At 62.1% G+C, this 14392-nt stretch carries 9 protein-coding genes; 7 read left to right on the top strand and 2 right to left on the bottom strand.

Translation table 11 applies throughout. The annotated features are described in order from the left end of the window. From ACI2JX_RS18235 to ACI2JX_RS18225, 3 genes are all read left to right on the top strand, one after another. Positions 1 to 1329 (top strand): S41 family peptidase, encoded by a 1329-nt coding sequence (locus tag ACI2JX_RS18235; protein WP_186556607.1) that lies wholly within the window; start codon positions 1 to 3, stop codon positions 1327 to 1329. Between the two features lie 8 nt (positions 1330 to 1337). Next, positions 1338 to 2102 carry a divergent polysaccharide deacetylase family protein gene (locus tag ACI2JX_RS18230; RefSeq protein ID WP_264235639.1) on the top strand — a complete coding sequence of 255 codons (765 nt, stop codon included), beginning with the start codon at positions 1338 to 1340 and terminating at the stop codon, positions 2100 to 2102. A gap of 77 nt (positions 2103 to 2179) precedes the next feature. Next, positions 2180 to 3682 carry a trypsin-like peptidase domain-containing protein gene (locus ACI2JX_RS18225; protein WP_404690679.1) on the top strand — a complete coding sequence of 501 codons (1503 nt, stop codon included), beginning with the start codon at positions 2180 to 2182 and terminating at the stop codon, positions 3680 to 3682. Positions 3683 to 3746: 64 nt separating this feature from the next. Here ACI2JX_RS18225 and ACI2JX_RS18220 read toward each other — a convergent pair whose 3' ends face one another. Continuing rightward, on the bottom strand, positions 3747 to 5750 hold the full coding sequence (locus ACI2JX_RS18220) for a BCCT family transporter (RefSeq protein WP_189661935.1): 2004 nt from the start codon (positions 5748 to 5750) through the stop codon (positions 3747 to 3749). A gap of 477 nt (positions 5751 to 6227) precedes the next feature. Here ACI2JX_RS18220 and betI point away from each other — a divergent pair, with 477 nt between their 5' ends. The 3 genes from betI to betA all read left to right on the top strand — a co-directional run bounded on the left by betI (position 6228) and on the right by betA (position 10242). Continuing rightward, on the top strand, positions 6228 to 6884 hold the full coding sequence (gene betI / locus ACI2JX_RS18215) for a transcriptional regulator BetI (protein WP_186556604.1): 657 nt from the start codon (positions 6228 to 6230) through the stop codon (positions 6882 to 6884). A 39-nt stretch (positions 6885 to 6923) separates the two neighbouring features. Further along, positions 6924 to 8396: a betaine-aldehyde dehydrogenase gene (gene betB, locus ACI2JX_RS18210; RefSeq protein ID WP_264235642.1), complete on the top strand. Its 1473-nt coding sequence runs from the start codon at positions 6924 to 6926 to the stop codon at positions 8394 to 8396. 154 nt (positions 8397 to 8550) lie between these two features. Then, positions 8551 to 10242, top strand: coding sequence for a choline dehydrogenase (gene betA, locus ACI2JX_RS18205; RefSeq protein ID WP_404690678.1), 1692 nt, complete (start codon positions 8551 to 8553; stop codon positions 10240 to 10242). Between the two features lie 59 nt (positions 10243 to 10301). Here betA and ACI2JX_RS18200 read toward each other — a convergent pair whose 3' ends face one another. Further along, positions 10302 to 12452, bottom strand: coding sequence for a dermonecrotic toxin domain-containing protein (locus ACI2JX_RS18200; RefSeq protein WP_404690677.1), 2151 nt, complete (start codon positions 12450 to 12452; stop codon positions 10302 to 10304). A 163-nt stretch (positions 12453 to 12615) separates the two neighbouring features. Between ACI2JX_RS18200 and ACI2JX_RS18195 the strand changes: the two genes are divergently transcribed. Continuing rightward, entirely contained in the window at positions 12616 to 14358 is a 1743-nt protein-coding gene (locus tag ACI2JX_RS18195) for a potassium/proton antiporter (protein ID WP_264235645.1), read from the top strand. Positions 14359 to 14392: the final 34 nt, after the last annotated feature.

The raw sequence follows: 14392 nt of genomic DNA, 5'->3' as shown, positions 1-14392 counted from the left end.
ATGCTGCACTCGCCTCGCCTCACCCAACTGGCCCTGACCATCGCCCTGGCGATCGGCGCGCCCCTGGCCGTTGCCGCCGAGCCGGCCAAGCCAGCCGCGGTGCCAGCGCCGGTGCCTGCCACCGAGGTGACGGCCAAGTCGCCGCTACCGCTTGAGGAGCTGCGCACCTTTGCCGAGGTCATGGACCGGATCAAGGCGGCCTATGTCGAGCCGGTGGACGACAAGACCCTGTTGGAAAATGCCATCAAGGGCATGCTCAGCAACCTCGACCCACACTCCGCCTACCTCGGCCCTGAAGACTTCCAGGAGTTGCAGGAAAGCACCAGCGGCGAATTCGGCGGCTTGGGCATCGAAGTCGGCATGGAAGACGGCTTCGTCAAAGTCGTCTCGCCGATCGACGACACCCCGGCCTCCCGCGCAGGCATCGAGGCGGGCGATTTGATCGTCAAGATCAACGGCGCGCCCACCCGCGGCCAGACCATGACCGAAGCGGTCGACAAGATGCGTGGCAAGATCGGCGAAAAAATCACCCTGACCCTGGTTCGCGATGGCGGTACGCCGTTCGACGTCACCCTCGCCCGCGCGGTCATCCAGGTCAAGAGCGTCAAGAGCCAGCTGCTCGAGAACGATTACGGCTACATCCGCATCACCCAGTTCCAGGTCAAGACCGGCGATGAAGTCGGCAAGGCCTTGGCCAAGATGCGCAAGGACAACGGCAAGAAGCTGCGCGGTGTGGTCCTGGACCTGCGCAACAACCCAGGCGGCGTGCTACAGTCGGCGGTAGAAGTGGCCGACCACTTCCTCACCAAGGGCCTGATCGTCTACACCAAGGGCCGTATCGCCAACTCTGAACTGCGCTTCTCGGCCAACGCCGCCGACGCCAGCGAAGGCGTGCCGTTGGTGGTGCTGATCAACGGTGGCAGCGCCTCGGCCTCGGAGATCGTCGCCGGCGCTCTGCAAGACCAGAAGCGCGCCGTGCTGATGGGCACCGACAGCTTCGGCAAAGGCTCGGTTCAGACCGTGCTGCCACTGGCCAATGACCGCGCCCTGAAGCTCACCACCGCCCTGTACTTCACCCCCAACGGCCGCTCGATCCAGGCCCAGGGGATCGTTCCGGACATCGAAGTGCGCCCAGCCAAGCTGACCGCCGAAGCCGATACCGAGAACTTCAAGGAAGCCGACCTGCAAGGTCACCTGGGCAACGGCAACGGCGGCGCCGACCGCCCGACCGGAAGCAGCAAACGCAAGGATCGCCCACAGGATGATGACTTCCAGCTGAGCCAGGCCCTGAGCCTGCTCAAAGGCCTGAACATCACCAAGGGCGATTGATCCTCTCGATGCGTTATCTGCTGTTTACGCTGTTCTGGCTGCTGGCTGGCACCGCCCATGCGGCGCCAGCCAAGGCTTATATGAGCATCATCATCGACGACCTGGGCCAGAACATCGAGCGCGACAATCGCACGCTCGCCCTGCCTGGGCCGGTCACCATGGCGATCATGCCCGACACGCCGCATGCCAGCGACTTCGCCCGTCAGGCGCACAAGGCCGGCAAGACGGTCATCCTGCACATGCCCATGGATCCGGCCACCGGCCCCTACGCCTGGCACCCCGATATCCCGTTGCCGGAACTCGCTAGCCGGCTCAATGCCGCCCTGGCGAAGGTGCCCCACGCTGCCGGCATCAACAATCACATGGGCAGCCGCATGACCGCCCAGCGCACGCCAATGACCTGGTTGATGGCTGAGTTGCAGCAGCGTCACCTGTTCTTCGTCGACAGCCGCACCAGTGCCGCCACGGTCGCCGCCGCCGAAGCTCAGGCGATCGGCCTGGCGCATGTGTCGCGGGATGTGTTCCTGGATGATGTGCGCACCACAGAAGCGATCACCGCCCAGCTCCAGGTGGGTATTGCCCAGGCCCGCAAGCAGGGCTCGGCGGTACTGATCGGCCACCCCTATCCACAGACGCTGGAGGTTCTGCAACGGGAAATTCCGCGCCTGAAGAGCCAGGGCGTCGAGCTGATCGAGCTTTCACAGATGATTGCCGAGCGTGGTAACCAAGCCATGCCCGGACATGGCAAAAACGGCCGCTACAGCAACCGCTGACTATCTGTCAGATCTATCTACCGCTTGCCGCCCAGGCAGTTGAAAACAATGGAACTCCAAACATTACGGAGACTTCCATGTTCAAGCACCACCCTTTCTGCCTGGGCGCAGCCCTGATCAGCCTGGCCATAACGGCCAGCGCCGAAGATACCGTCCAGCCTTCGGTCCCCACCCCTGAGCTGCTGACCAATGCCCACGGTGAGCGTCGCCAATGGACCGGCATTGGCCGCCTGACCCGGCCAGGCGGTAGTCAATGCATTGCCAGCCTGATCGACAGCCGCGCGCCCGGAATGGCCGCATCAGGCCCCGCCTACCTGGTCACCGCGGGGCATTGCGTGGACAAACGCAACGGCGTGATCGGCCATGACACTGAGATCGAAGGCAGCATCAGCTTCAACTTCTTCGTAGACACCCAGGACCAGCGCCACACCTTCGCCCTCAAACGCACGGTGTGGAGCAGCATGCAGGGCCTCGATCTGGCCCTATTGGAGCTGGACGCGAGTCTCAGCCAGGTCATGGCGCACGGCATTGTGCCGTTAGCGCTAGCCGCAGATTCTCCCCCTGGCGCAAACGTGCATGTCATCGGCGAGTCATCCGCCAATGAGCTTGGCTTGCGCCTGACAACCTGCAGCCAGGCCACTACCGACTTCGTGATCGCAGCCCCGTGGGTATGGCGCAACATCTACAGCAACGACTGCCTAGGCCTGGGACCCGGCTCCTCCGGCAGCCCAGTGATCGATGTGCAAAGTGGCCGCCTGCTCAGCGTGCTCAACAGCGTTTCTGAACCGATAAGCGGCAAAGCTGCCCCTTGCTCACTGAGCAGCCCCTGCCAAGTGCCGGTTCAAACCGATAAACCCGCGTTGACGACGGGCTTTTCCATACCACTGGGCCGCTTGCAAGGGTGTTTCGCTCAAGGCTTTGCCAATCTGTCACTGGACAGTTGCCAACTGCTGCCGGGCTTTGAGTTGATCGTCGAAAGAAATCCCCGATCGCTCACCAAGATCGCGACCGATGCAGAGGGTAACGAGCGTCTACCCAGGTGGGGCCTTAGCTTTTCCCTGAATACGCCACGCTACCGATACAAAACCGTGCGCAACCCGCTCGCCTGTGAAAACCCTGAGGGCTACAGCGGCACTATCGCTGCTGAGCAAAATCACATTGACGAGCCCATCGGTCCAGAACCAGGCTGGCACTTCCTCTGCCTGCTCGGCGTAGACTCAGCCGAGCACAAGCCCTCCCCGGCCTTGATGGGCAATAGCCTGAGCCTAGCGACCCAGCTGCTTCCCGCAGCTCCCGTGCCAGACCCCGACATGACCGTCACAGCGCTGCCCAACGGCAATGTACAAGTCAGTTGGCGCACCGCACCGCCGCACCTGACCCTGTACCGGGTAAAGCGCGGGCCACCTGCGACGACTGACTGCCAGGATCCCGCTGGCTTTCGTCACCTGCGCCATAAGCGCTATGAGTTCAAGGCCCAGCAACTGCCACTGACGCTGTGCACGGTCAGTGAAGACTTGATAGAGCAACGCTCTGCAGTACGCACCGATCTGTTACAACCAGCGGCTTCAGGGAAAAAATGAGCGTCGCAACGAGAAAGGGCCCTGTTCTCACGAACAGGGCCCTTCTCTTTTGCTTCAACCGTTGTCAGCTATAGACACGGCCAAGCAACTGGCGATGGCTCTCGAACTGATCGAGCACATCACGCACCACCTGTTCAGGGGTAAAGCCCATCAGGTCGTACTCCTGGCTGCCGTCGTGCAGGTACACCTCGGCGCGGTAGAAACGCTGGCGGACTTCCGGCTCACCTTCGACCGGTGCCTCGCTCGGCGCGGCCATGTAGCCGTCCAGGCTGACTTCATAGACGAACGGGTTACCCTCTTCCATCATCACCCGCAGGCCCATCATGTTGCGCGACTGGCCCACCCGGGTTTCGACCTCGAAGCCCAGGGTGCGCAACTGTGCGGCGGCATCCTTGAGCGCAGGGCTGACCTGCTTGTCCATGAAGCGCTGAACCACGGCCTGAGTCGGCTGCAGGTCCATCGCACTGAGGCGCTCGCTGAAACCGCGACGACCACGGGCGGCCAGCTCGGCGCGCTCCTGCTCAAGCTGCGAGTCCTGCTTCATGGCCTTGTACAGGCCGAACATGAACAGCACCAACACCACCGAGAACGGCAGCCCGGCCAGTACCACCATGGTCTGCATCGCCGCGAAGTTGCCGGCGAACAGCAAACCGATGGTGACCAGGGTAATCACCACCGACCAGAACACCACCATCCAATGCGGCGCGTCTTCGTCGACCTGACCACCTTTGCACGACAGGTTGGCCATCATCACCGCGCCGGAGTCGGCTGGGGTGAGGAACAGCACGAAGCCCACGAACACCGCTACACCAATGACGATCTTGGCCGCTGGGAAGTACTCCAGCAGCTGGTAGATCGACATCGACGGCTGCTCCAGCGCGGTCTTGCCCAACTCCACGGCGCCATGGTTCATCACCAGGTCCAGTGCAGTGTTGCCGAAGATCGACAGCCAGGCCAGGGTGAAGCCCAACGGGATCAGCAGCACGCCAGCGACCAGCTCACGCACGGTGCGGCCTTTGGAAATACGGGCAATGAACATGCCGACGAATGGGCCCCAGGAGATCCACCAGGCCCAGTAGAACACGGTCCACAGGCCCAACCAGCGCTCGGACTTGCCGGCCTCGCCTTCATAGACGTAGAGGTCGAAGGTCTTGAGCACGATGCCGTTGAGGTAGTCGCCAATGTTCTGCACGAAGCCGTTGAGCAGGTGCAGGGTGTCACCCGCCAGCAGGACAAAGATCAACAGGCCGCTGAACAGCAGGATGTTCAGGTTGGACAGACGACGGATGCCATTTTCCACACCGGAAACCGCCGCCACCGTGGCAACCGTGGCCATGACCAGGATCACGATCAGCAGGTTGGTCTTGCTGTGGTCCATGCCGAACAGGTATTCCAGCCCCGAGGCCACCTGCATCGAGCCGATACCCAGGTTGGTCACCAGGCCCAGCAGGGTCACGAACATACCGAAGATGTCCACTGCGTGACCGGCGCCACCCTTGACCCAACGCTCGCCCATCAACGGGTACAGCGCCGAGCGCAATGCCAGCGGCTGGTTGTGGCGGTAGGCGAAGTAACCCACGGCCAGGCCGACCAGGGCGTAGATCGCCCAGCCATGCAGGCCCCAGTGCAGGAAGGTCAGTTGCAGGCCCTGGCGCGCAGCCTCGGCGCTGGCCGAAGGTCCTTCAGGCGGATTGAAGTAGTGGTCCAGCGGCTCGGAGGCGCCAAAGTACAGCAGCGAGATACCGATACCGGAGGAGAACAACATGCCAGCCCAGGCGCCGTAGCTGAAGTCAGGCTGGTCATCCTTGCCGCCAAGCTTGAGCTTGCCGAAATTGGAGAAGGCCAGGACCACCACGAATACCAGGTATCCGCCGATCACCAGCATGTAGTACCAGCCGAAGGTGCGGGTCAGCCAAGTCTGGGCGACGTTGAGAACTTCACCGGCTTTTTCCGGTACAGCGATAAGCAAGGCAGTCAACACAAGGATCAGCAGCGCGGAGGTGATGAACACCACGTTGTTGACCCGGACCCTCTCGGCGGGGGGTTTGGTTAGGGAGGCAGAACTCATTGCACGAATGCTCCGGGGAGTGCGGCTGTGGAGGCTAATCAGTCATTTCCCGCGCAATTGGTGCAATAGCCCTACTGCGTCAGGTGTTATAAAAGCACCTTGGAAACCGTGATCCCGAATCGAAACGTTGCAAAAAACCAGACAGATGGCCTGAGTGCGAGCCGCCTCCCATGCTTGGGTGCGCGCATTAGCCACAGATCATCTCGCCCGCTCCAAGGGCCTGTCGCACGGCCTGTGACCGTTCGGCAGAATCTGTCATTCGCATCGCTCTAGCCCGTCAACGCCTTGTATTCCGGGGGTTACACGATTTCCTGGGGTGACAATCAGTGCCGCTTGGACCAGCTGAAAAACTGTCAATGGCACAAATTGTCGCAGAGCTTATTCTTTATTGATTGAACGTTCAATCAAAACAAAATAGACTGGCCTTCGCCGAGGCAGCCGCTTGTCGTCTGCCCGCAGGCCTGAGGAGAAAGCAAGATGCCCAAGGTCGGTATGCAACCCATCCGCCGCCAGCAGTTGATCGAAGCCACCCTGCAGGCGGTCGATCAGGTCGGACTGGGGGACGCCAGCATTGCGCTTATTGCCCGTTTGGCCGGGGTGTCGAATGGCATCATCAGTCACTACTTTCGGGACAAGAACGGCCTGATCGCAGCGACGATGCGTTACATCATGAACATGCTCAACGAAGGCGTAAGAGCACGTCGCCAGGCCCTGACGGACGACAGCCCGCGCGCTCACCTGAAGGTGATCATCGAGGGCAACTTCGATGCCAGCCAGGTGAACGGCCCGGCAATGAAAACCTGGTTGGCCTTCTGGGCTTCCAGCATGCACCAACCCGATTTGCACAGGTTGCAGCGGATCAACGATCACCGCTTGTATTCCAACCTGTGCTGTCAGTTCCGCCGCGCCCTGCCGCTCTACCATGCGCGTAAGGCAGCCCGCGGGCTGGCAGCGCTGATCGACGGCCTTTGGCTGCGTGGCGCTCTGTCGGGAGATGCATTCGACACCGAGCAGGCAATACGAATTGCCTACGAATACATGGATCTACAACTGGCTAAGCAGCACACCCTGGCCACAACCGACCAGGCCGCTGAACAAGCGCGCACGGCACTTGCCCACCCGGCAGGAGCGTGACGCGCAAAGCCAACCACACACTCCACTTGCGAGGACACTATGGCCCGTTTCGGAACGCAAAAACTCTACATCGATGGTGGTTATGTCGACGCTGGCTCTGACGCCACCTTCGAAGCCATCAACCCGGCTACCGGCGAAGTCCTCGCCCACGTGCAGCGTGCTACCCAGGCTGACGTCGAAAAAGCCGTCGAAAGCGCCGAGCGTGGCCAGAAAGTCTGGGCGGCGATGACCGCCATGCAGCGTTCGCGCATCCTGCGTCGCGCCGTCGACATCCTGCGCGAGCGCAATGACGAGCTGGCCCAGCTGGAAACCCTGGACACCGGCAAGTCGTACTCGGAAACCCGCTACGTAGACATCGTCACCGGCGCCGACGTGCTGGAATACTACGCAGGCTTGGTACCGGCCATCGAAGGCGAGCAGATCCCCCTGCGTGAAAGCTCCTTCGTCTACACCCGTCGCGAGCCGCTGGGCGTCACCGTCGGTATCGGCGCGTGGAACTACCCGATCCAGATCGCCCTGTGGAAATCCGCTCCAGCCCTGGCCGCTGGCAACGCGATGATCTTCAAGCCGTCGGAAGTCACCTCGCTGACCACCCTGAAACTGGCTGAAATCTACACCGAAGCTGGCCTGCCAAACGGCGTCTTCAACGTTCTGACCGGCAGCGGTCGCGAAGTCGGCACCTGGCTGACCGAGCACCCGCGCATCGAGAAAGTTTCCTTCACCGGCGGCACCACCACCGGCAAAAAAGTCATGGCCAGCGCTTCGAGCTCCTCGCTCAAGGAAGTGACCATGGAACTGGGCGGTAAATCGCCGCTGATCATCTGCGCCGACGCCGACCTGGACAAGGCCGCCGACATCGCCATGATGGCCAACTTCTACAGCTCCGGTCAGGTCTGCACCAACGGCACTCGGGTGTTCATCCCTGCCGCGATGAAAGCCGCCTTCGAAGCCAAGATCGCCGAGCGCGTTGCGCGCATCCGTGTCGGCAACCCAGAAGACGAAAACACCAACTTCGGCCCGCTGGTCAGCTTCCAGCACATGGAAAGCGTGCTGGGTTACATCGCCAAGGGTAAAGAAGAAGGTGCCCGCGTCCTGTGCGGCGGCGAGCGTCTGACCGAAGGTGATTTCGCCAAGGGCGCATTCGTTGCCCCAACCGTGTTCACCGACTGCACCGACGACATGACCATCGTCAAAGAAGAGATCTTCGGCCCAGTGATGAGCATCCTCTCCTACGAGAGCGAAGAAGAAGTCATCCGCCGCGCCAACGACACCGAGTACGGCCTGGCCGCTGGCGTATGCACCAACGACATCAGCCGCGCCCACCGTATCATCCACCAGCTTGAAGCTGGCATCTGCTGGATCAACGCCTGGGGTGAGTCGCCAGCTGAAATGCCAGTAGGCGGCTACAAGCAGTCGGGCGTTGGCCGTGAAAACGGCGTCAGCTCGCTGGCCCAGTACACCCGCATCAAGTCGGTCCAGGTTGAGCTGGGCGGCTACTCGTCGGTCTTCTGACCAACCGTTTCCAGCTGCTAGCTTCAAGCTGCAAGAAAGAGCCGGTCGGCGTCATGCCACCGGCCCTTGCAGGCCTCATCCATTCGCGAGCTTTGCACAACTGCTTTTCTTGCAGCTTGTAGCTTGAAGCTTGCCGCTCAAATGGGAGAAACCCATGGAATACGATTACATCATCGTCGGCGCAGGTTCGGCCGGTAACACGATCGCCACCCGCCTGACCGAAGACGCCAACGTCAGCGTATTGCTGCTCGAAGCCGGCGGTCCGGACTACCGCTTCGACTTCCGCACCCAGATGCCAGCCGCCCTGGCCTTCCCGCTGCAGGGCCGCCGCTACAACTGGGCCTACGAGACCGATCCAGAGCCACATATGGACGGCCGCCGCATGGAATGTGGCCGCGGCAAGGGCCTGGGTGGCTCCTCGCTGATCAACGGCATGTGCTACATCCGTGGCAACGCCCTGGACTTCGACGGCTGGGCCAAGTTGCCAGGGCTGGAAGACTGGACTTACCTGGACTGCCTGCCGTACTTCCGCAAAGCGGAAACCCGTGACATCGGCCCGAACGATTACCACGGCGGCGAAGGCCCGGTCAGCGTCACCACGCCTAAAGCCGGCAACAACCCGCTGTTCCACGCCATGGTCGAAGCCGGCGTGCAGGCCGGCTACCCGCGCACTGAAGACCTCAACGGCTACCAGCAGGAAGGTTTCGGTCCGATGGACCGTACCGTGACCAAGAAAGGCCGTCGCGCCAGCACCGCTCGCGGTTACCTGGACCAGGCCAAGAAGCGTCCGAACCTGACCATCGTCACCCACGCCCTGTCTGACCGCATCCTGTTCGACGGCAAGCGCGCCGTGGGCGTGACCTACCTGGTCGGCGACAGCGAAGAGCGCGTCGAAGCGCGTGCACGCAAGGAAGTCATCGTCAGCTCCGGCGCCATCGCTTCGCCGCAACTGCTGCAACGCTCCGGCGTCGGCCCCCGCGCCCTGCTGGAAAGCCTCGACGTACCGGTGGTGCACGACCTGCCGGGCGTCGGCGAGAACCTGCAAGACCACCTGGAGCTGTACCTGCAGTACGCCTGCACCCAGCCGGTCTCGCTGTATCCGTCGCTGCTGTGGTGGAACCAGCCGGCCATTGGCGCCGAGTGGTTGTTCAATGGCACTGGCATCGGCGCCAGCAACCAGTTCGAGGCCGGTGGTTTCATCCGTACTCGTCCTGAGTTCGAGTGGCCAAACATCCAGTACCACTTCCTGCCGGTAGCGATTAACTACAACGGCTCCAATGGCGTGAAGGAACACGGCTTCCAGGCGCACATGGGCTCGATGCGTTCGCCAAGCCGCGGCCGTATCCAGCTCAAGTCCAAGGACCCGCGCCAGCACCCGAGCATCCTGTTCAACTACATGGCCACCGAGCAGGACTGGCAGGAATTCCGCGACGGCATCCGCCTGACCCGCGAGATCATGGCCCAGCCAGCGCTGGACCCGTACCGTGGTCGCGAGATCAGCCCGGGTGAGCACGTGCAAACCGACGAAGAGCTGGACAAGTTCATCCGTGAGCACGCCGAGACCGCGTTCCACCCATCGTGCTCGTGCAAGATGGGCAGCGACGAGATGGCGGTGGTCGACAACGAAGGCCGCGTGCATGGCATGCAAGGCCTGCGCGTGGTCGATGCCTCGATCATGCCGATCATCATCACCGGCAACCTCAACGCCACCACGATCATGATCGCCGAGAAAATCTCCGACAAGATCCGGGGCCGCAAGCCACTGCCGCGCAGCACGGCCAAGTATTACGTGGCTAACGGCGCGCCAGTCAAAGGCAAGTCGATGCGTGAAGTGAAACAAGGCTGATTTGCGCGTTATCCGCTTGGGGCTGCTGCGCAGCCCCAAGCTTCTTCATGAGCACACGCTCAGGTTGGAATAGGGAAAAACCGCCGCATCAACGAGTCATCATCGGCCCCCAGTCGCCGCGCCAACACCTCCCGATCAAACACCTCCCCCGTACGCATCTCATACACCCTCGCCCCCGCCGGCACCTGACCCAATCCCTTCAGCCGTACCTCCATGAACCGATGGTTCATTCCCTTCACAGCGGTCACTTTCTCGACCTGTAGATAACGCCCCGGCAGCATCAACGACTCGACCTCATCCGGCCGTCGCGAGAACGGCGCCACCGGTGTAGCCTCAGCAAACTCGCCTGGTTCCAGCACATACACCACCGCATGGTCATCAAATACCGTCTTGCCGCTAACCTGCGCCTGTGGGTTGTTGAACACTTCCCAAAGCGCGTAGGGGTTTTCGGTGAACGAGGTGAAATCGGTGGTCACCAGCACATCACCCACCCCTACCCCACCCTCGCGAAACATCGACGTGCCGGTACCGCGTAATACCGACGCTGCCCGGTACAGCGTTAACTGATTGTTCACCCCAATCTGGCCCAGCGCATGCGCCAGGTCGTGGCTTCGCTGGATACTGACGCTGCGCCTGCCCTCAAGCGGCAAGCCACGCCAGAGGTTGTTGTAGCGCTCCGGTGAGCTGGTGTATTCGGCAATGGCTGCCGAACCATAGCCATACTCATCGCGGTACACCGGATACGGCTCACTGAAGGCATCCAGGTATTCGCCACTCGTACCCAACACATCCAGATCAGCCCAAGGTACTGCGCCCATCAGCGATTCTTGACGCGCCAGAGCGCGATCGGAATACGCCAGGAGCTCATCGGCTGCGGGCAGCATGTAACGCTCCCAGTCAGGCCCGGAAACGGCCAGTTCGCTCTGCGCGCCGATACGCAGCGGTTGCCGCGCATCGGCAAACAACTCGCCACTGCGCATCATCGCCGCGTCCAACAAGATGAACAGGATATCCAGCACCACAGCCCACCACGCTGCCACACGCCAAGCCGACTTACCGTTGATGGCGCGATCCAGATGCAAGCCAAGACTGCCCACGCCAAGCCCCAGCGAAGTCAGCACCACCGGCCATCCAAACGGCGCCATAGGTGCAATGATCACGCTGGCAGCCTGCAACCCGGCCAGCCAATTCGCCTTGCGCAGCTCGGCATTACTGGTCAGGCGCTCATGGGCGTTGTTGACCAGTTGCGCCATGGCTTGCTCGCGCAAGCGTACGAACAGGTCGCCAGTGATGGCCTGCCCGGCGATGCCGATATCGCCCCGCGCTTGTGCCAGCAACTTCAAGTAGTTGCGCAGGCGCGGTCGCAGTGATTGCGACAGCACATCAACGCCGATGAAATACTCGATCAAACGCTCACGGCCCACGGACGTGCCCGCCTGATCGCTCAACCACGCCTGCAGTGCGTGGCGATCATCGAACACCCGTAGCGCATCCTGCTCATCCGCCAGGTACAGGCAACGCCTGCCCGTGCCGAGCGTTCGCTGGAACAGTGTCCGGGCGGCGATGCCACCAATGCTCAAGGCACTCCAGCCGCTCTGCGCCGAGGCCGCACAGCTGCGACGCAGCGCCTGCACAGTGATCGGCACAGTGGCTACCACAAGGCTCGCCGCGCGCACCTCGGCGCGCTCCGCCTCGGTAAGCGCCGACCGCTCAAGCGCGGCCACAAAACGCGCCCGGGCCAGCACACAGAAGTCCTCACTGTGTTGCGCCTGAAAAGCTTGCAGCAGCTGCGTGTAGCGCTCAGAGAAGTTCATCTGCCAGAACATATCCAGCACCGCTTGGGGCGCCAGGCGAACTTCGTTGTGCTCGTCATATTCGCCATGGCTGGCATCCACCCGATAGAAACCGCCATAGACAGACAGCTGGTCAGCATCGGTTTGCTGCGCCGGACTGAATCGCTGCATCACCAGCTCAGTTAACGTCAGCGAACGCCGCGGCGGCCCCCGATGACGCCAGCCGGTATAACTCAGCGCGCTGCTGGCGGCCGATTCGAACTCATGCCAATAGAGCGTGTCAGGGTCGAGCCAGTACCCCAGCAGGCGCTGCAGCACGTGGCCGGCAGCCTGCCGGGCAAGGCCATGCAAATCAGGAAATCGACCCAGGAAACGCTGGGCAATGTGTTCAAGTGTCTGGTTGTTGCCGCTACTCATGTTGCTCTGCCTAAGTGAAGGTGGAGCACCACTTCAGCTCAAGTCGCCTGCCGCCATGCGGTAACGCTTTACAGCCCGCGCTGGCATCAGGTTAGAATCGATTGGCACGCAACCTGCGTGCTCGGCGTCAGCCTTCCCTTCGCGTTTCCCCGGAGTACTGCCTTTGGATGCAAGCACCATCAATAGCCTGTTCCTGATCGGCGCATTGCTGGTGGGTGCAAGTATCTTGGTCAGTTCGCTGTCATCGCGCCTGGGCATCCCTATTCTGGTCATCATCCTCGCGGTCGGCATGGTCGCTGGAGTCGATGGTGGCGGCATCATCTTCAACAACTACCCAACCGCCTACCTGGTGGGCAACCTGGCCTTGGCGGTGATCCTGCTCGACGGCGGCTTGCGTACGCGAGTGGCGAGCTTTCGCGTAGCCTTGTGGCCGGCGTTGTCGCTGGCCACAGTGGGCGTTTTGATCACCACAGCGTTGACCGGCATGGTCGCCGCCTGGCTGTTCGACCTGAGCCTGATTCAAGGGCTGCTGATCGGCGCCATCGTCGGTTCGACCGACGCCGCAGCGGTGTTCTCGCTGCTCGGCGGCAAGGGTCTGAACGAACGGGTTACCGCCACGCTTGAGATCGAGTCGGGCAGTAACGACCCGATGGCGGTGTTTCTCACCGTCACCCTGATCGACATGATTGCCAGCGGCCAGACGGGCCTGCACTGGAGCCTGTTGACCCACCTGCTGCGCGAGTTCGGCATCGGTGGCCTGCTGGGCCTGGGCGGCGGCTGGCTGATGCTGCAGCTGGTCAACCGGATCAACCTGGCCGGCGGCCTGTACCCGATCCTGGTGGTCGCCGGTGGCCTGGTGGTGTTCTCCCTGACCAACGCCCTGCATGGCAGCGGCTTCCTTGCCGTGTACCTATGCGGCCTGGTCTTGGGCAACCGCCCCATTCGCAGCCGCCACGGCATTCTGCACATGCTCGACGGTATGGCCTGGCTGGCGCAGATCGGCATGTTCCTGGTACTCGGCCTGCTGGTCACGCCGCACGACCTGCTGCCGATCGCCTTGCCCGCGCTGGGCCTGGCGCTGTGGATGATCCTGGTCGCCCGCCCCCTTTCGGTGGTCGCCGCCCTGTTGCCGTTCAAGGCTTTCCATGGCCGCGAGAAAGGCTTCATCTCCTGGGTTGGCCTGCGCGGTGCGGTGCCGATCATTCTTGCGGTGTTCCCGCTGATGGCCGGGCTGCCGCAGGCGCAGCTGTTCTTCAACCTGGCGTTCTTCATCGTGCTGGTATCACTGCTGGTGCAAGGCACCAGCCTGCCGTGGATGGCCAAGCTGCTGAAGGTTACGGTGCCGCCGGACCCAGCGCCGATCTCCCGCTCCGCGCTGGAGGTGCACGTCACCAGCGAGTGGGAGCTGTTCGTCTATCGCCTGGGCGCAGAAAAATGGTGCATCGGCGCCGCCCTGCGCGAGCTGAAGATGCCTGAAGGCACGCGGATTGCCGCGCTGTTTCGCGGCGAGCAATTGCTCCACCCCTCGGGCAGTACCGTGCTGGAAGTGGGCGACATGCTCTGCGTGATCGGTCATGAGCACAATCTGTCGGCGCTGGGCAAACTGTTCAGCCAAGCGCCCCAGCGAGGCTTGGATCTACGCTTCTTTGGCGACTTCGTCCTTGAAGGTGATGCCGAGCTGGGTGCAGTGGCGGCACTTTATGGCCTGAAACTCGATGGCCTGGACGCGAAAATGCCGTTGGCGCAGTTCATCCGACAAAAGGTCGGAGGCGCTCCAGTAGTAGGGGATCAGATCGAATGGCACGGCACAATCTGGACCGTCGCGGTGATGGACGGGAACAAGATCCACAAAGTCGGCGTCAGATTCCCGGAAGGTACTCGGCCTGGCCCCGGGTTGTTCCTCTAGACTTCGACTTACCTCGTTTTACAAAAACCCTGCA

The sequence above is a fragment of the Pseudomonas sp. NPDC088890 genome (genome assembly GCF_044900155.1).
Taxonomy (GTDB): domain Bacteria; phylum Pseudomonadota; class Gammaproteobacteria; order Pseudomonadales; family Pseudomonadaceae; genus Aquipseudomonas; species Aquipseudomonas urmiensis.
The sequence above is the reverse complement of the archived record's forward strand: the minus strand, read 5'-3'. Positions and strand labels throughout refer to the sequence as shown.